General features: G+C 47.0%; 16 protein-coding genes and 2 pseudogenes. 4 read left to right on the top strand and 14 right to left on the bottom strand.

Annotated elements, in window-relative coordinates; all coding sequences use genetic code 11:
• Nucleotides 1-61: 61 nt before the first annotated feature.
• The 3 genes from PPRES148_RS00690 to PPRES148_RS00700 form a co-directional block, all read right to left on the bottom strand.
• The gene (locus tag PPRES148_RS00690; protein WP_187820296.1) at nucleotides 62-2,257 is read right to left on the bottom strand and encodes an ATP-dependent helicase; all 2,196 of its coding nucleotides are present in this window, start codon (nucleotides 2,255-2,257) and stop codon (nucleotides 62-64) included.
• Between the two features lie 2,058 nt (nucleotides 2,258-4,315).
• Nucleotides 4,316-4,771 carry a S1 RNA-binding domain-containing protein gene (locus tag PPRES148_RS00695; RefSeq protein ID WP_342779828.1) on the bottom strand — a complete coding sequence of 152 codons (456 nt, stop codon included), beginning with the start codon at nucleotides 4,769-4,771 and terminating at the stop codon, nucleotides 4,316-4,318.
• A 21-nt stretch (nucleotides 4,772-4,792) separates the two neighbouring features.
• Nucleotides 4,793-5,083, bottom strand: coding sequence for a hypothetical protein (locus PPRES148_RS00700; RefSeq protein WP_149452770.1), 291 nt, complete (start codon nucleotides 5,081-5,083; stop codon nucleotides 4,793-4,795).
• 199 nt (nucleotides 5,084-5,282) lie between these two features.
• On the opposite strand from PPRES148_RS00700, the gene pckA reads away from it, so the two are divergent.
• A complete protein-coding gene (gene pckA, locus PPRES148_RS00705) occupies nucleotides 5,283-6,875 on the top strand; it encodes a phosphoenolpyruvate carboxykinase (ATP) (RefSeq protein WP_149452771.1) in 1,593 nt (530 codons plus the stop codon).
• Between the two features lie 196 nt (nucleotides 6,876-7,071).
• Here pckA and PPRES148_RS00710 read toward each other — a convergent pair whose 3' ends face one another.
• Nucleotides 7,072-7,512, bottom strand: a complete 441-nt coding sequence (locus tag PPRES148_RS00710; RefSeq protein ID WP_149452772.1) for a hypothetical protein — start codon at nucleotides 7,510-7,512, stop codon at nucleotides 7,072-7,074.
• Nucleotides 7,513-9,121: 1,609 nt separating this feature from the next.
• On the opposite strand from PPRES148_RS00710, the pseudogene PPRES148_RS13165 reads away from it, so the two are divergent.
• Nucleotides 9,122-10,087, top strand: a pseudogene (locus PPRES148_RS13165) (IS256 family transposase); the annotation flags it as partial.
• 345 nt (nucleotides 10,088-10,432) lie between these two features.
• Here PPRES148_RS13165 and PPRES148_RS00720 read toward each other — a convergent pair.
• Both PPRES148_RS00720 and PPRES148_RS10285 read right to left on the bottom strand, forming a co-directional pair.
• Entirely contained in the window at nucleotides 10,433-11,839 is a 1,407-nt protein-coding gene (locus PPRES148_RS00720) for a transposase (protein WP_223127890.1), read from the bottom strand.
• A 126-nt stretch (nucleotides 11,840-11,965) separates the two neighbouring features.
• Nucleotides 11,966-12,106 carry a hypothetical protein gene (locus PPRES148_RS10285; RefSeq protein WP_187820297.1) on the bottom strand — a complete coding sequence of 47 codons (141 nt, stop codon included), beginning with the start codon at nucleotides 12,104-12,106 and terminating at the stop codon, nucleotides 11,966-11,968.
• 331 nt (nucleotides 12,107-12,437) lie between these two features.
• Here PPRES148_RS10285 and PPRES148_RS13170 point away from each other — a divergent pair.
• Both PPRES148_RS13170 and PPRES148_RS13175 read left to right on the top strand, forming a co-directional pair.
• Nucleotides 12,438-12,729, top strand: a pseudogene (locus PPRES148_RS13170) (IS256 family transposase); the annotation flags it as partial.
• A gap of 2 nt (nucleotides 12,730-12,731) precedes the next feature.
• A complete protein-coding gene (locus tag PPRES148_RS13175; RefSeq protein ID WP_425468230.1) occupies nucleotides 12,732-12,950 on the top strand; it encodes a hypothetical protein in 219 nt (72 codons plus the stop codon).
• 761 nt (nucleotides 12,951-13,711) lie between these two features.
• Here PPRES148_RS13175 and PPRES148_RS00730 read toward each other — a convergent pair.
• The 8 genes from PPRES148_RS00730 to metG form a co-directional block, all read right to left on the bottom strand.
• On the bottom strand, nucleotides 13,712-13,897 hold the full coding sequence (locus PPRES148_RS00730; protein ID WP_149452776.1) for a hypothetical protein: 186 nt from the start codon (nucleotides 13,895-13,897) through the stop codon (nucleotides 13,712-13,714).
• A gap of 16 nt (nucleotides 13,898-13,913) precedes the next feature.
• Complete coding sequence (gene veg / locus PPRES148_RS00735) at nucleotides 13,914-14,198, bottom strand: biofilm formation stimulator Veg (protein ID WP_149454168.1); 285 nt, start codon at nucleotides 14,196-14,198, stop codon at nucleotides 13,914-13,916.
• A gap of 112 nt (nucleotides 14,199-14,310) precedes the next feature.
• Nucleotides 14,311-15,174: a 16S rRNA (adenine(1518)-N(6)/adenine(1519)-N(6))-dimethyltransferase RsmA gene (gene rsmA, locus PPRES148_RS00740; RefSeq protein ID WP_149452777.1), complete on the bottom strand. Its 864-nt coding sequence runs from the start codon at nucleotides 15,172-15,174 to the stop codon at nucleotides 14,311-14,313.
• The gene (locus PPRES148_RS00745) at nucleotides 15,162-15,716 is read right to left on the bottom strand and encodes a ribonuclease M5 (protein WP_246142939.1); all 555 of its coding nucleotides are present in this window, start codon (nucleotides 15,714-15,716) and stop codon (nucleotides 15,162-15,164) included. Before PPRES148_RS00745 ends, rsmA begins: the two co-directional genes overlap by 13 nt.
• Nucleotides 15,713-16,513, bottom strand: a complete 801-nt coding sequence (locus PPRES148_RS00750) for a TatD family hydrolase (RefSeq protein WP_149452779.1) — start codon at nucleotides 16,511-16,513, stop codon at nucleotides 15,713-15,715. The genes PPRES148_RS00745 and PPRES148_RS00750 overlap by 4 nt, the downstream gene beginning before the upstream one ends.
• 32 nt (nucleotides 16,514-16,545) lie before the next feature.
• A complete protein-coding gene (gene lepB / locus PPRES148_RS00755; protein ID WP_149452780.1) occupies nucleotides 16,546-17,208 on the bottom strand; it encodes a signal peptidase I in 663 nt (220 codons plus the stop codon).
• A complete protein-coding gene (locus tag PPRES148_RS10290) occupies nucleotides 17,205-17,345 on the bottom strand; it encodes a hypothetical protein (protein ID WP_187820299.1) in 141 nt (46 codons plus the stop codon). Before PPRES148_RS10290 ends, lepB begins: the two co-directional genes overlap by 4 nt.
• A 252-nt stretch (nucleotides 17,346-17,597) precedes the next feature.
• A complete protein-coding gene (metG, locus tag PPRES148_RS00760; protein WP_187820300.1) occupies nucleotides 17,598-19,175 on the bottom strand; it encodes a methionine--tRNA ligase in 1,578 nt (525 codons plus the stop codon).
• Nucleotides 19,176-19,190: the final 15 nt, after the last annotated feature.

Consider the following 19,190-nt stretch of genomic DNA (forward strand, 5'->3'; position numbering starts at 1 on the left):
CAATCATAGTTCCCAATCCACCCCAGTACCATCACTGGAGCATAGGAAATGAATTTCCCCATTATTTTTTGACAAGCGGGGCATAGGACAACAACAACCTTCTCTCCCCGACTGGTTTAGGAAACCGAATCACCACTGAATCCCCCTTTTCATCCACATTCACCACCTTCCCATCCCCCCAGCTCGCATGTTCCACAACATCACCCCTCATCAATACCAAGGAAGCGGGGGCAGGGGAGGCCACAAACCGATTGCGTTTGCTAGGCACGGTAGTGGACGTTTCCCATAATGTTTTTTCATGCACCAGTAAGTCCTCCGGCAATTCCTGTAAAAAACGGGAAGGTATACGCCGAAGCGTCTCAGCAAATTGGGTACGTACATTCGCATGGACAAGGTGCAGTGTCTCCTGAGCACGTGTCAAAGCAACATAAATAAGTCGTCGTTCCTCCCAAAGACCTTCCGAAGGATCCTCTGTCAGGGCACGTATATGGGGTATATTCTCCTCCTCCATGCCGACTAAAAAAACACAAGGAAACTCTAGACCCTTAGCGCTATGCAGTGTCATCATTTGCACTACGTCGTTAGCCGGGGAGGATTCCTCCGAATCCTGATCTAGATCGGTCAATAGCGCTACATCCGTCAGAAAAACCAGTAAACGTTCCCGAATACCACCGCTCCCCGATGTTTCAACATAGTCAGCGTCGAAATTGGCCGCCAGGGAACGAAATTCATCCAGGTAGGCGATACGATCCTCCGCCTTTTCTTTCTCCTGTTGCTCAATCCACGTCAGATAACCTGTACTCTCCAGCACAGCATCAATCAACTCGGGTAGGTTGTAGGAGTTCATGGAAGAAATCAATTTTTCCATAATTTTAAAAAAGGATTGCAGACCTTTCGATTTATCCATTCCATGGGAAAGAGCTTCCCAGAGGGAGCACCCCAGCTCAGCAGCCTTCGTACGCAGACGCTCCAGAGTTACGCCCCCGACACCCCGTCGGGGTACATTGACAACGCGTGAAAAACTGACATCATCCTGAGGCCGAAGGAGGAGCCTCAAATAGGCTAGTACATCCTTAATCTCCCGACGATCATAGAAACGCATTCCCCCCCAAACACGATACGGAATGCAGGCCTGTAGAAAGGTTTCCTCAATGGTCCTCGCCTGTGCATTCGTCCGATAAAGCACGGCATGATGGGAATAAGGAACACCCCTCTTATGCGCCTCGTTGATTACGTTGACAATATAGGCCGCCTCTTCTCTCTCGTTACGGGCCTCATAAACCCGGATTTTCTCCCCCTTAGGATTCTCTGTCCAGAGCACCTTTTTCTCCCTTTCGGGGTTATGGGCGATGAGCTCGTTAGCGGCCTGTAGGATCACTTTGGTAGAACGATAATTTTGCTCCAATGTAACCATGGTGAGATCAGGAAAATCCCCGCGTAGCTGGCTAACATTTCGCCTATCAGCACCGCGGAAACGATAGATCGATTGGTCCATATCCCCCACGACACATAAATTACGATGCACTGCAGTCAAAATCCGCAGGAGTCGATACTGGAGCATATTGGTATCCTGGTACTCATCAACATGAACATAACGAAATTTCTTAGCATAGCGTTCCCTCACAGAGGGAACCTCTTCCAGCAAACGTAAACCCATAAGCATTAGATCATCAAAATCAAGGCTTTGTTGTGCACGCATTGCTTTTTCATAGGAATGGTAAATCCTCGCCGCCCGCTCATCCTGTGCCCCTCTCGCTTGGTCCAACATTTTATGGGGAGTCAAACCACCATTTTTCGCCGTACTTATAATGGCACGAAACAAACGTGGGGGGTATTTTTGTACATCCAAATTTTCCTTTACCAGCAGAGAACGCAAAAGACTGATTTGATCATTCGTATCTAAAATGGTAAAGGTAGGATCATATCCAAGATGTTGGATATCGGTTCGTAGAATCCGTGCGCACAATCCATGAAAAGTATGTACCCACACGCCCGACATTTGACCCGGAAGGAGCGCATGAATTCGATGACGCATCTCCGCTGCCGCTTTATTGGTAAAGGTAATACACAAAACCGACCAGGGGGGAGCCAACTGGGAGGCTACGATGTAACCTACACGATGGGTAAGAACACGCGTCTTGCCACTCCCCGCACCCGCCATCACTAACAAGGGACCCTTCGTAGTCCGTACAGCCCTCTGCTGCTGTTCATTGAGTGCAGCTACCATATCCTGTAATAACGCATCCCCGACTGACAAAAAAACCATCTCCTTATTCTCTTCCCCTCATCACCCTATCCCAATGCCATAAAGATAGAGGGGGCCACTAAATATAAATTTATAGTAAACGGGAAGCAAAACACATTGCCAGCATTGCTCGCCGCAACTACCACAGGAATCATCACAATTTCAGTACGAAATTAAGGACAAGAGAGCAACCATACCGCCCCCCAAAGGGCGGATAGGGATACATATTTTTCATAATTATATAATAAAATTATATAATGGCCATTGTATGTCCATGCAGACGTTTTTCATTCCTCCCGTCCATCAAAAACAACGCCCACCCTCGCCCCATTGTGACAATCTATTCTCGTGAATGCAACTCCCATTCCCCATACAGCACAGACCTGGAACATAATAGGACCGCGTCTGTACACCGGGATCGACACAGGCGTGATGAGGGGGAAAAATCATGAAGGAGATAGTCGACATACACAAGCACCATCTCGTTGTGGATGTGAATTTTTGAACAAGGTTTTCAGGGAGGATTTTCTCTCCACTTTTGAAACTTCCTTCATGGATTTATATTTATAATACTTTTATTATATTACAAAAGATAAAGTGTATTGGGAATCCAGACCCTATTTCCCCTTCTTTAACGTATTTTTATCAACTACTGATTCCATCTTGATGGATCAAAAATGGGAATAAATTGCTATCCTTTTTTGCCCATATACCTCCATTATATCACAGAAAAAATTTACAGATATAGAAAAGGGTATAGACTCAATACCCCCATGATACTTGTACCACCCTACCAGCTCCTATCGGCAAGAAAAAAATGGTAAACAATCTCCTGGATCGTTTACCATAGTTACAAAAATGGGAAATACCAACCCAACAGACCATCCCAACAGACCATCCGGACCGTTGGATATCTAATCCTGTACGATAAAAACTGGGGAACTTCCAGTAAGAGCTTGGACATGGTTCGCTAGCTAGGAAAAAGATGAATATCTGGGGCGGAAAAGCAACCAAAGGGACAGTGGGGAATACTGCAAAATCATCAGAAATGGCTATAGAAAACGTACCCTAGACACCCATAGGAGCCCTATTACCTTCCTGATTCTACGATTTACGGAACGCCAATCTCCCGTCGATTCTGGCCGATCCCTACTTCCATTGGGACCCCCCCTGTGGGAAAAGCCCGTTCCCCCCCCTCGAAGGGGCACGTTGTCCGGCGGATGGATGATTCATTCCTCCGGCTCCTGTATAGGAATCTGCGGGATGCCGACGGGAAGGACACCTTTCCGCCCCGCCGAAAATACTCTTCGAGAAATTGCACAGAAAAGTTCTGAAATCTTCTGAATTCAGGGACAGCCCATACATCTGGTCTGGGGGCCTAGCAGGGATTATAAAACAATTGCCCCAAGAAACCCCAACGGAAATTTGGGAAGCATAGCACAGATAAAACCCGATATGATCCTGATGGACAAGGCTTACCTATCGAATAGCAATCCGACCCGTGTTTTCGTTACCACCAGAAACAGAGAGGGAAAGAGTAGATCCAAAAACGGCATAGACCATGGAGATTGGGGGAAAGATAGAATATAGTATTCGATCATTATGAAAAATTAAAATTTTCAATATTTTTATAACTTGTTGCTTGATGATCTGAATGTTAAATGCATGATTAAAATAAATAGTATTTCCCTGATAATATAAATATATTTATGTTGAAAACAGATTTAAGATAGGAATGAAAAACAAGAACGTATTTTTTTCTATCTATAAAAATTAAAAATAAAATTATAGTTAACATGCAAGTAACGTGCAAGGAAATACACCGAAGGGCCAAAAATTAGGATCAAAAACCACCCTGGAAAAATGCACATACTCACTCGGATAGCTACCCCGCGTCCGTACCATCCCATCCACTGAGAAGAAACCGAAAGACCCAATACACGGTTGGAGAGAAAAAACAAAGCTAAAAAAACAGCGGGATCGATTGCTACCGAAACCCCCTGCTTTCCTCTTCTACATCCATCTGTTCCTGATCTCACTATGGGTAGGAATACGACGCAAATGAAACCATCAACGATTTCTTTTCTGTTTAGCAGCCAATGTACTGAGACGTTCCTCACTACTCTTCATGAACCGCCGCATCATATCCTCAAAGTCATTTCCGGTGGAGCCATACTTAGACGACCGACGTCCACCACGATCGCCACGATCGCCACGATCGCCACGACCCCCCCCCCATCCCCCTCGTTCAGGACGATCCGACGACGGGGCCTGCAATGCCTTGATGGACAGGGAAATCCGACCGGTAGGCTCTACAGAGAGTACCTTGGCCTTTACCTCCATCCCAACCTGAAGCACATCCCCGACCTGTTTTACGTAATTACTAGATATCTGTGAAATATGCACAAGGCCTGTTTCCCCAGAGGTAAGTGTTACAAAAGCCCCAAATGGCTTTGCCGAAACTACCGTACCCTGGACAACATCACCTTTTTTCAACTCACTCATGAAAACTTCACTACGCCCCAATCAGGTGTATCACCATTGCCCCTACAATCTTACGTTTTCAGAGGAAGGAAACCTATGAATTTGTAGACACAACAGGCAACCCGGCCTGACCCTATCGTAGCTTCTTCCTTTCTCTGTTTGTTTTGCCAATCCACCACTCACCGACCGTTCTTGAAAAACTCGCCTTACCCCATTCGAAAGCCAACTTCCGAGGACAAGGCTTCCATCTAAAAAACCATACACGGGAATCATAACCCATGGTGGGGAAATCCTGCGATCCCCCCACAAAATCAAAACACAAGGAACCACGCTCCATTGTACGATATAGTACACAACATGTAAACCACCACACGAATCCCCTGGCGGGTAATAGTACAGGAACTACGCCCTATAGCCCAGAACCAACGATTCGCCCCCCTTTTCTTGCATTTTCAGCCTTTCTTTCGTAAAATGGGGAATGAGAAGTGGGCCTGGAGGGAAAAGTATCCAAATCCCCCAGACAAAAAGGCGGAAGCGAGGCGAACGAAATTTCATGGATACGACCATCAAAACAGCGAGCGGCCGATCCCTTCGGCTTGGTACACGCATCCATGAACATTTGGCTGTACCCAAACTCGTAGAAATAGCACTACAGCGCTCGGAGGGACATCTCTCAAACACAGGGGCCTTCTGCGCTAACACAGGTACCTTCACAGGACGTGTGCCGAAAAATCGCTATATCGTTTCCGACCCCATGACAAAACGATCGGTTGCTTGGGGGGAGACCAACCAACCCCTTCAGGGTGAGTACTTTGAAGATTTATTAAAACAAGTGGAAACATACCTGTGCCAGCGAGAAATTTTTCATTTCGCAGGTTATGCAGGCGCAGACCCCGCCTATTCCCTACCCGTTCACGTTTTCGGGGAGTTGGCCTGGCATCAACTCTTTGCCCATTGTGTCTTTATAACACAGGAAGCTGATGAAACCGGGAAGTCCACCCTCTCCTCAAGAGACCCCTTCATCATCCTATCCGCACCAAAGCTACAAATTGACAAGAGGTCCATCCCCATTCATTCCCCAACCGTGGTCGTGCTGAATTTTGCCGAACGTGTCGTTCTTATCGCAGGCACGCACTACGCAGGGGAAATAAAAAAATCGATATTCACCGCCCTGAATTTCCTCCTCCCAGAGGGAAATGTACTACCCATGCACTGTTCCGCCAGCAAAGACCCCACTCATGGAGTTACCCTATTCTTCGGTTCCTCTGGTACCGGAAAAACTACGTTGTCCGCCGATCCCGCCTGGTCCCTAGTGGGTGATGATGAGCACGGTTGGTCATCACAAGGAATTTTTAACTTTGAAGGCGGTTGTTATGCAAAATGCATTCGTCTAGAAAAGGAAAGGGAACCACAAATTTACCAAGCCATCCGCTTCGGCGCAATACTTGAAAATGTAATTTTGGACGAACAAGGCATACCTGACTACAAAAATGGATCCATCACAGAGAATATACGTGCGGCCTATCCGCTCTCCTTCATCCCTGATGCAATCCTACCCAGCGTAACAAACCATCCTAAAACCATTATCTTCCTCACAGCAGATGCCTTTGGTGTTCTCCCACCTATATCCCGGCTCAATCCAGAACAGGCCATGTACTATTTCCTTGCTGGATACACAAGTAAGCTAGCAGGTACAGAGCAAGGGATAGCTGAACCGGAAAGCGTATTTTCACCCGGTTTCGGCGCACCCTTCCTACCCCGTGCCGCAACCGTCTATGCCCAACTGCTAGGGGAAAAAATGGCCCAACATAAAACACATACCTACCTCGTAAATACGGGCTGGATCGGTGGACCTTATGGGGTAGGTCAGCGTGTCGATCTGAAACATACCCGAAATATGGTGCATGCCGCGATCCAGGGAAAACTAGCCGACTCCCCCCACACAAGGGAACCTTTCTTTCACCTATCCGTGCCCGTTTCCTGTCCTGGTGTGCCGGAAAATTTCCTGCGACCGCAACAAAACTGGCCCAACAGGGAGAGCTATGCCATCCAAGCACGAAAATTGGCAGAATGTTTCCACCAACATATGGATAAATTTTCTAATCTACCAGAGAACATTCTTGGAGTGGGACCTCCGCGTACATAATGTCGCGTGGGGTCTTCTTTGTGCCTAGGTATCCAAAACCGGCAAAGGGTCTGAAAATCCCCCTTGCCTCCAGAAATGCAATCATCTCTCTGGATCAATGAATGATTATTTAATAATAGTATTATTATTTTTAATTATATAGATACAGCGCCCCATTGAAATATCCCCCATTGTGTACTAATAGGTTAGAAAATCTTCATCCACCCTCATAGGCGGCATCCGCATGCTCCACCTCGCGACGCAAATGAATAGAAAGAACTCTTAACCTCGTATTCAACTCCGCTGTCCACTGGGCATCACGCAACGATTTAGAAATATGCAACAACTCCAACGACCTATCAATTTGTACCTTCAGCAGCGCCACTGCATCCACCACATCACCAAACGACACACCGTGGTTCTGCCAGGCCTCTACCGTTTCACTATCTACTACCTCACTAACATTCATCTCTGTAACCAGGTCCTCATTCTCCCCCTGTTTCTCTATGACTTGCTCCAGTATATTTTTTACCAAGGGATGTACCTCAACCCTACGACAGGCGGGACAGCAAAGTATGGGCACATCACGCATCAGAATTTCCTTCTGACGTAGAACCACCCTTGCACCTGTCATACAGGCACCGCAACAATGAGTCATTGTTACATTTTCCTCCCTCTGTTAGTTATAAATTAGAATTGCAATTGATATCCTACATGTATATTTTACTATACAATAAAAAAATATGATATTATCTTTAACTGGAACCTATGGGGTATATTGGTATCTAAATAGTAATAGGTATTGAATGAAGTATCCATGATGTTTCAAACATGGTCAACAGATGAAGGAAGGCCGCTCTGCACAATTCTTACAGCGAGGGGGACAAGATCAACCCATCCATGGGGGAAATCTTTCAAGGGGGAGTACCCTTCCTTACTCATGAATCAGGATGGGCCCATACAAAGAACAAAACAGAGACAATGAGTATCTCAAGCGTTAACATTCTTCTATATATAACGAGGGAATACCCATATCAACCTTGGCGCCCCGTATACCAAGCTTAATACCTAATATGAAAACAGTAAAGTATATCATTACTACAGAAATGGAAGATATGCACCACAGGATGATAGGTCATAAATACGAATAGTACTGGTTCGTTACTGAAACTATACATTCCTATGAGTAATATCCTCTCCGATGGGGGTGGCGGGACCGTGCAGTTTCTTGTGGGGAATGCCCTATCTATGAATCTAGTCTCACCTTTTCGTAAAGCAATTGAGTAACATAATAACATTTTGTTATGACACTGTTCCTGTTTTGGTATCCCAGGGGTATTTATCTTATTTCATATGAATTTTTATAAAATTTTTACTAGGTCCTTGCGCGGAAGACGAACATTGTGTTGTAGTAAGATCCATCCTGTTTATGGTACGTACAAAACAACAAAAAATCCGTAATGTTGTCAACATTACGGATAAGATGGAACAAGGTTCCATTACCATGGACAAAGCGATCTGATCAACAAATAGGGCACGATCGCACGATCTGCAGTGAAAAAGAATGAAGCGTTATGTATGTAAAAAGGGGATGACTCACGCCCCCTACCTCTGATAGAATATTGATCACCAACAAACAATAAACTCAGAGGAGGGAAAATATGAGCATCCACACCCATAATACAACATTATCAGGAAAAATCAATATCCAAAAAGAAGAGTCATGGATAGCTAGAAATTCGATGAAGACAGGCGACCGGTCCATTGACTCCCCATATTGTGGAAAAACACTGAAAAGTACGTGTCCCTTCTGTCATAGCCATAATGTCTTAATAGATGAGAAACTGATTATAACCGATAGGACCATAATGGCAATGGCAAACGAGAAGCTGGCCCTAGCCAACGAGACAATGGCAATGGCAAACGAGAAGCTGGCCCTAGCCAACGAGACAATGGCAATGGCAAACGAGAAGCTGGCCCTAGCCAACAAGGCAACGGCAATGGCAGCAGGGAATAAGGACACAAAATGGTCTGCGGTAGCCGGTGAGATTGGGAAATTACATAGTACGAATCCTTCCTCTGCCCCCCAAGAAACGGAACCCAACCCACTGATCGAGGATTCTCCATCCATAACTTTGCGTGACGGAAAAGATAAAGGTCCGGGGAATGCACGATCCGAAGGGGATGGATATCATCAATTGCACGATCCAAAAACTCGGGATCGATTCTTACGTGCTCAACGTTTTTTCGATGATCTCAAGGAGGGAATTACCTCATGGGGTCCCAAGGAGTGGGAGGAATCTAGGCATCTGATTGAGAAACTGCTATTATTGTGTTGCCCATCGAATCACAAGGAAAAAATGAAGGATTCCCTTCTCCTGAATGACGTTACTAGCCTTATGTTCCATCACGACGGTGGTAGTATTTTGGTGCAGGCGCTGATTGGATTGTTAAAAAACGCATGGATCCCAGAGATAGACCCTTTAACCGACCCAAAGAATTGGAAACCCGTTGTCGAGGACCTATGTAACTTACGCATGCGTGTAGATCGAACCCTCCATTGTCTGAAATATCCCCAGGATGAGGGGAATGGGGTCTATCATCGCGGATATAGCACACTGTTTGGGGAACTAGATCTAGAGGTTCCTAGGACAAGATGGGAATTTTCACCGTACTCGTTACCACGTTATCAGAGTGCAAAGAATACCCTCAAAGATTTCATTTATCGTCTTTATCTTCCGGGCCTCTCCTTGCGAAATAGTAGTAAACTACTGGAGAAAGGATTCAACCTTCGGACGTCCCCGGAAACGCTTTCGCAATGGTTGCAACCTTATTACAACGATGCTATACAATATTTCGAAAGGGATCTGAGCACGACAGTATATACGGCCATAGGCATGGATACTCTCTTTGTTCCCATTCGGGAGGAGGGTCGTTATGTTTCGAAGGCGATCGCAGTCAGCACGGGTATCACAGCGGAGGGGAGGCGGGACATAGTAGGGATCACCCCCTCGCCTGATGAGAATGTGGAATCCTATGATCAGCATATAGGGAAACTAAAGGAACGGGGCCTGAATGTCAACGATATACGTATCGTTACCACAGATGGGCATAGGGCTTTTCCCTTAGTTGTACGCAAGCATTTTCCTCACCATACGGTTCACCAACAATGTTACGTTCATGCGATTCGTAACATCATGAATGCAGCTCCTAAAAGTATGAAGAAGGAAATGGTGCTGGTGCGCGAATTAAAAATCAGTTGATTTGGTTTTTTCTGGTATTAATTGTATTTAAAAATAGTATGTATTTATTTCTAATAGTAAATTAATTGATTCTGTATAATATGTATAGACGATTTTTAATGTAAATAATAAATTGAATAGTATGAATGATTTGGGCCGGATACAATGAAACGTAACGCTTATGGTTAGATTTCTACTATAACCATGGGAACTTGGTTTTTGAATCCATATTTGTGGAAAGGAATGCCCTATTCCGTACATCTTAGCATGACAAATAGACCAGCCTATAGTGCCGGTTATTTTATGAATATTTTTAATTATGAGGTATATTAATCACTATATTGCATCCCTCCTTCTTATTCTTATAAATTTTACTATATATTCGGAGACTTGGGATGTGTTATACGCTACACACTTTGCGAACATTGTCAACCTAGCTCTCCGTTCACCACGCACCTTAAGTCGGCGGGCGCCATAGGCATTTTTGAGTGCGGAGCAAACGCCCTCAATGGCCGCACGACGATTCCCTGCTTCTCTGTATTTGGGTTGCTCCAATTGATCCCTTTGCTTTGCCGCTGAGTACGTTCGGTCGGTCAATCTTACGGTTCTTCCCCCCGTTTTGTTGGGTTTGCCAATGCACTGATCCGCAAAGGGGCACTTCTTGCAATCCTCCCTGTTGAAATAAGCCACACTGGTCCCGCTCCCTGGTTTTCCCCCTGGTTTGTACCGGCTGTTCTCGGGTTCCTTGTTTGCCGCGCATCGTGTAATTTCCTTTGTTCTTTTGTCTCGCACAAACGTGCTTGCCCTCAATTGATTGGGGTTCTCCCTTTGGCCCGTCATATTGGTGAAACATAGGGAAATACCCTTTGATTGGGCCAGCTCGCTGATCTCATGGCTGTAGTACCCTCCATCGGCACACAACTGCATTCCATCATGGGGAACCCATGTTTCTATGTACTCCTTCGCAAAGGTCGTATCTGGATGCAGGGAACCTCTCAGATCAAAGAAGGAAATCAGGCTTATTCCCTTCTCTCCATCACGATCCTCTACGATCTGGCCGGAATATCCCCAACATTCCTGTTTGTTTTTCTTCCTGTACTGAGCATCAGGATCATAAGGGCTTTGTAGACTACCAGAACGCACCTTGGGGAGCATCCTGAGATTTCCTTGTTCATCCTCCTCCGTCTGTTCCCAGATCACCCTTTCCAGCAATGCATACTCCTTGGTTGATCTGATTTCGTCATATTCGGAGGTGTAGTTCCTTATAGCCAAGCAAACTCCAACTAGCTCCGCAGTCCTATGATCCCTTGCTGTTACTCCTTTTTGGGGGAGGAGAGGAGGCTGATGGCCCAATGATTGCTGACAATCGATGTCTGTTTGTTTGCATCCCTTTTCCAAAAAGACCCCCCACTCCGCGGGGAGGGGAATTTGAAGTTCAGCCGAGATACAAACCACATTTTTTGCCACCAGATAGATCACTTCATTACGGGTTAATTTCCTTATGTTACTGTTGATTAGTGTGCTATCCATTCTACGGCAGGTGGATATCATACCTACTATTGACTTTTGGAAGGTGGTGAAGTGCTGAAAGGAACCCTGTGTAACATTGCATCTTACTTTCTCCTCGTATGCCAACAACCGTTTCCTACCGTCATATAATGTCCTTCTACCTATAAGGGGCTTTCCTTTCTTCCCCCCCAGAGCTTCAAAAAATAGTCCCTCCCGTGGGAGACGTTCGATCAATTCCCTGTCGGTCCACCCGAAGGTCTCTTTAACGAACTCCATGGTTAGGGTAAAAAGGATATCCTTACACGGTTGACCAATCGTATTATGATAATCGGCATATGTTTGCCTGTACCATGAAGCATGTTACCTGTAATACTCGCAAAGGATTGCAAGTTTAATTTCTTCTTTGGTGGAACACCAGTGCCACTGATTCGCAAAGCATTCCATCCATTCCTCTACCTCTTTCAAATTCGACTGTTCCATGGTACAACGCCCTGGGATCATCTGTTATCAACCTCCTTTTTTATAGTATAAAGAGGATTGTATAGAAATAACAGATGGTTATCAAGTTTCTTTGGCAGTAATTTTCAGGTGAAACATAAAAGTTGTTTCGAATGTACATGGGAGAAAGGGATCACATCTTGTTTTGTGTATATATTTCAGAATATTATTATAAATATCGATGGCCCGGCCGTAATTTAGAAACCGAACTGCTATGGATAATATGATTTCTTAAAAGTATATATAATTATTTTTATGAATCCGCAAAGGATCATTCTCCATTTTTATTGGAACCTCAAGAAACAATTGTGAACCTTGTTAACCGCGCCAGCACCAGGAAATGGCTAAGGACGCTTCTTACGTCTTACGGTCTGGGGATATGGGACAGGCACTAGAACGGTGGTCCGAGTGTGCAGGGAAGTATCGGTTTGGAAATAAGGCGACGTGCGAAGCATGGGAAAGGCTCAGTCCTAAAAAAATCTCCCTGAGCTTACAAGCGGCATCCATAACCCAAAACCCCATACTTCTGCCCTATATACTGTCCACGAACTACACGGAATCGCTGAATGCTTTGTTTCGTGAGAGAACGAATAGCAAAAAAGGTGGATTCGTTGGTCTTGAGGTAGCGATGAAGGAATTGATGCTTACCGCTTTCTATTGGGTGGGGAAACAAAAAGAAAACCCCAACCCATTGCCTGTCGAGGATCTTCTTTCGATCCCTGCTGACTACGAGTCCGAAATTTCGAACGAAGAACCTCTCCCCACCACGGCTTATGACTTTCATCCCTTCTTATGCACGGAACAAGGGCAGGATTGTATGGACGATGTCCATACCCTTGATTTCTAGCTAGCACCTTTCGGGGAAAATCCGTCTAAGGCGCCACGACGGTTTTTCCCCGGGAAACTCCCTCCATCCGATGAGTTCTTTCACGGAACGGAGATACCATATTCCTTCTCAAGAATCCCACCGCCTAGTTCTGGGGGTAACCTATGTGGTACAATCCTTCCAGCATCAGACTGGGTATCCGCCGCCCATCTCAATATCCATTATACCCCTAAATCTCGCAACGGCCTATCCAGCCCATAATTTTCTGAATTTACAATAAATTAGTGATTAAAGGAAACACCTTATAAATATAAGATAAATACCCCTGGGATATCAAAACAGGAACAGTGTCATAACAAAATGTTATTATGTCACTCAATTGCTTTACGAAAAGGTGAGACTAGATTCATAGATAGGGCATTCCCCACAAGAAATTGCACGGTCCCGGGAAACTCCCTCTATCCGACGAGTTTTCCCACGGAACGGGGATTCTGTATTCCCTCTCAAGAATCCCACTGCCTAATTCCGAGATAACCTATTTCATTACACCTCTAAATCACGCAGTGGTAGCGCCCTGTCCAACCCATTATTTTCTGAATTTACAATAAATTAATGATCAAAGGAACCTTTATAAATATAAAATAAATCCCCCGGGGATACAAAAACAGGAACAGTGTCATGACAAAATGTTATTATGTTACCCAATTGCTTTGCCAAAAAGTGAGACTAGATTCATAGATAGGGCATTCCCCACAAGAAACTGCACGGCCCCTCATTGAAAGTCAAGAGGATAACCAAATCCCAAGAACGGATGCTATGAGAGGGAATTGATCGAGCTGTTCCTTTCCGGGATAACACCCTATGTATAAAACAAACAAAAAAATACCCCACCTTGTCCCATTTTTGGACAGAAACGAGGGTATTTCCAGACGACAGTCCACTCCAGTCACCATACCTGCAAAAACCATATCCCCGTACACACCCCTAGCCTGGAGTTTTCATTACCATCATAGGAACTGAATCACCCTCCGCATCATAAAGGGCCAATTCCACCGACTCTGTCAAAACATCAGCATAACTGTAAGAAACCCGATCGAAGGCACTTTGATCCTCGTCCAACTTGATAACAAAAACAGAAGGATATGTCTCCTCCAACACCCCGATTCGTTCAATCGTTTTGCGGCGACCACTGTTTGCCTTCAAGCGAATTTTCTGGCCAACATAGCTATCCAATGTCAATTTAATGTCAGAGAGTGTATGCTTCCCCATGGGTCCTAACCACCTCTCATCACCTAATAGAGGATGACAAATAGAGAAGGAACAAAGGATGGCCACGCCCCTCCCCCCATCTGCCTACAACCACACCGAAACAATCAAACCATCAGAGAATCGAATAAAGTGCCTCCAACAGACGCCCCCAGGTAGGCACATCCAACTCTTCCGCACGTCGGCGCTCTCCTCTTCCCAAGCCCGCCATCATACAACCCCGTATCAATTCATCCCGGGATAAATCGGGCAAGGCATTCGACAGAGCATTCAACAACAGCTTCCGGCGCTGGGCGAATACAGTCCGCACCACGCGATTCCCCCATACCTCATCGGGTAGGGTAAACAATGGCTGCAACCTTCTTCGTAACCTCAACACCATAGAAACCACGCGCGGTTGAGGAAGGAAGTTACCTGGATTGACCTGGGCAATTCTCTCTATAGAAGCTACACACTGCACCAGCACTGTCAGGGAACCATAGGCCTTACTTCGGGGTGCTGCCATCAAGCGCTGGGCCATCTCCTTCTGTAGCATTACAACCCATGTATCACAACGTTGTAAGGCCAACAAACGCACAAGCAGAGGCCCAGCAATATTGTAGGGCAGATTGGCAACTACACGCGTATGGACGGTATCTACTGGCACATGTCGAACCAGTAAACAGGACAAATCAATCCGTAGGGCGTCACCATGAACCACTACCGCATGGGGAAACGGTGCCAACAACCTCTCTAGCATGGGTATAAACTGACGGTCATGCTCCACAGCCACCACCCAACCCGCTTTCTGTGCCAAACGGTCTGTCAAAGCACCCAAACCAGGTCCTATCTCCAACACCGCCGCAGAAGACGTTAACTCCGCCGCATCCACAATACGGTCCGCTGTATTTCCCTGTATAAGGAAATTCTGCCCCAATGACTTCCGTGGTGCATCCAATACCTGTAACCATGCACGTGTTCGTCTCGCTAGAGAACACATGAATTCGCCTTCTCCCAAGCTAGCATCAATTCTTCCCGACTCACGCGCAAGAAACACAATTGCCCATAGAACTGTTTTCCATTACCATAACCGATCCGCAATAGCTCGGCTACCTTCTCCCGTAGACGACGGGAACGGGGGGAACCCACAAAACCTAACCCACGGTAGGCCTCCCAACTAAGCGTAGCTACCCTAACCGACGTCGTTCCCGATTCCGAACGGGCCCGCAACACGGCAGAACGTATGACCTCAGGGGAAGCGTACTCAACACCAAATTTATGCCCGCGGCGCGCCTCATCCTGTGAAAGATAGGCATGGAGGACACCCTCTACGCAATCAGCAATCCTCCGCCGAATGGACCTGCCCGCGTGATCGGGATCGGTAAGAACAATCGCACCGCGAACCGTCTGCGCCCGACGAATCGATGACAGGGTGGAGCCATGGATCCTCACACCACGGACGACCAACGTATCCGCACCTATAGCACGCCGTACAGCCGCAGCATCACGAATCCCCTCTACCACAATAATTTCACCTATCATCGACACTCCCCATCCATAGCCTCCCCCTGAATTCCCCTCAACAGACTGCAAACATTGCGCGTGGAACACTGCAACACCTCATCCACTTCCAGCCCACGCAATTGCGCTATCCATTGGGCCACCCACGGTAGAAACGAGGGTTCGTTGCGTTTCCCCCGATGGGGATGAGGGGCTAAATAGGGGGAATCCGTTTCCAACAACAGGGAATCCAACGGCACCCTACAGGCAATCCCATGCATTCCCTTGGCATTACGAAAGGTAACGATACCACCAATCCCTATCATCAACCCCAGAGAAAGTCCCTCCTTCAAATCCTCCTCTCCCCCACAAAAACAATGCAACACCCCACCAACTTGTCCTATATCCTCCTCCCTCAAAATGGACAAAAGCCGATCATAGGCACCGCGACAATGGAACACAACGGGAAGAGCACGCTCCCTGGCTACCGAAATCTGCTGCCGTAACAATTCCTCCTGCCTATGCATGGGGGCCCGCGCCTTCACATCCAGACCGATCTCCCCCAAGGCTACAACACGGGGCTCGTCTAATTTCTTATCCAAAAAAACTAGATCATCCCGCGTAGTACAATCTGCCTCACAGGGATGAAACCCCAGGGCCGCGTAGCAACCACCTTCCTCCCGTACCATCCGCAGGACATGTGGGATTGTGGTACGGCTATAGCCGATCTCCAGCCACCCCATCATGCCTGCCGCACGAGCCCGTTGAATCACTGCTTCCCGATCCGTAGAAAATTTCTCATCCGCTATGTGGGCGTGACTGTCGAACCAGGGTTGCATTCAGCACCCCCCCTTATACTCCAACAGCCTTATCAACCAGGAGAACAACTGGATCTCAGACTCCCAAACCTATCATCCCAAGGCCAAAAGACAGCAAGTGCTACACCCTGCACTTCTTCCAAGGGAATGAAACCCAACTGCCTGCTATCCACGCTATTACCACGATTGTCTCCCATCAGGAACACATGCCCCTGAGGAACCTCGCGTTCCGGGGCGTTCTCCCGCTTCCGCGTCGGCATTGTATAGGAATCATCCTGCTCAATCCCATTCACTATCACCTTACTATCCCGGATCGCAACCCTGTCCCCTCCCACTGCCAGAACACGCTTGATAAAAAAGCGGTGGTTTTCGATAAAGGGGAGCTTATAGTAGAGATTTGAAACGAAATCCATCTTTTCATAATCCTCGTCCCTCAAATCACCCGCTGACCCTGGGGGATGAAAAACCACCACGTCACAGCGCTCAGGATCCGACAGACGACTAACCAGGACCCTCTCCTTACTGGGATGAAAAATACCCTCAAAAAATCGTACGATGCCGAAGGAGGACGCCCCCTCTGGTTCACCGCCCGTCAGAGTGGGAAACATAGATCGACCATCCACGACAAATAAACTAACTACATAAAGCCGAATCACAACGATGGACACACCGACGATCGCAAGGAGGAGAAAGGGAAAAGGTTTCCCCCCTTTCATGGGATCCTTATACCCCTACCATACGAAATACCCTCCCAGGTATCCTCCCCGTGATTCCTACTCTGCTCCTCAGGTATCCCTAGTATGCAACAACCATACTTTTTTACTACAACAAAGTCATAAAATACATCCATCAATCAACTGCACCCCCTAAAGACATTCCAGATCGGCTCACACTATCCCAGGGTATAGAAACAGAAGGAACGAAACTGGTCCCACATACCCAGATCGGTAAGTAACAAAAACAACCCCACCAGAGATCATCAGCACGAACGGTGAAAAAAACATCCCATCCACCAAAATCAACTCTTCTTCATGGGGAAGCCTGTAAAAACCAACGATTGAACATACCACACACCCCGAGCCCCATCATGAGGGACGACATCTCCTCAACCGTCCTGGGATAAATTTTGCACAAGATACTCCGACTCTTCCTGTAAACTCAGGCGAAGAAACAAAGGCTCTACACAAAGCAACTTGGTTCCCACGGGGGGAGCCACAAATTGATCTGATTCCTCCCAACTAGCTACCTCTGTCAACCCCAACCGCTGACGGATTTTCCGAGCCGTACCTGGCAAAAAGGGCTGAATCAATAGACTAAGTCGGCGCAAAACGGCTAACAAGAACCACAACGTACCAGCAACAAGGTCCCGCCCCCCCGTTTTCACCTGATTCCAGGGCTGCTGCACCTCAATGAATCGATTGGCCGCCTTGATCAAATCCCAAATGGAAACCAGAGCCACCGAAAACTGGAGGCTGTCCAGAGACACCTCCACGGCCTTCGTTACCCGATCCGCCTCCCGCCGTAACGGCCCCTCCGTCTGCTCAGGGGCATCGGGCGAACATCCTTCACAATAACGATCCACCATGGTGATCGTACGATGACACAGATTACTAAAATCATTCACCAAATCCGTATTGATCCGCATCAAAAAACGTTGGGGGGAAAAAACACCATCATCACCAAAGGGGACCTCACGAAGCAAATAGTACCGCAGGGAATCACAACCATAACGCCGCACCAGAGCTCTAGGTCGAACCACATTTCCCTTGGACTTTGACATTTTCTCCCCAGCCACCTCAAAAAATCCATGGGCGAAAACCCGGCGCGGCAAGGGGAAATCGAGCGCCATGAGGAAAATGGGCCAGTAGACACCGTGAAAGCGGGCAATGTCCTTCCCAACCAACTGTACATCAGCTGGCCAATACCGCATCCTCCCAGCTTCCCTCGACCCTCCTACCCTGTATCCAAGCACACTCAGATAATTGAACAGGGCATCCAACCAAACATAAACCACATGCTTGGGATCATCAGGTACGGGAACGCCCCACGAGAGAGCAATCCGGGAAATACTGATATCCGTAAGACCGGGATTGAGAAAATTGGCAACAACTTCATTTCGCCGCGACCTAGGCTGAAGAAAATCGGGATTCTCACGATAGTAATCGCGCAACCGATCCTCATAACGCTTCAGGCGAAAGAAATAACTCGGCTCCCGAATGAGTTCCCCCGGACGATGGCAATCAGGGCAACGCCCCTCCAAGCCCGATCGATCAGGAAAAAAAGATTCGCAATAAATGCAATAACGACCCTCATAAACGCCCAGATAAATATCGCCTTTCTCCTTTAGGTAAGCAAATACCTCCTGCACCACATTTCGATGCCGCTCCTGCGTCGTACGAATGAAATCGTCATATTGGATATCCAGCATCTCCCATGTGGACTGGATCCCGCGCACCATTTCATCCACAAAGATCTGCGGATCCTCACCTACGGTGGCCGCCTGCTTAGCAATTTTCTGCCCATGCTCATCCGTGCCTGTCAAATAGAACACATCGTATCCTTGTGCACGCTTGAATCGAGCTAGCACATCACCCGCTATGGTTGTATACGCATGGCCTATATGCAGTTGAGCATTGGGATAATAAACCGGCGTGGTTATATAGTAGGTCCCTTTTCCCCCCACAGAGCCAACCACCCC

Origin of the sequence: Pasteuria penetrans, from assembly GCF_900538055.1 — a bacterium.
GTDB lineage: Bacteria > Bacillota > Bacilli > Thermoactinomycetales > Thermoactinomycetaceae > Pasteuria > Pasteuria penetrans.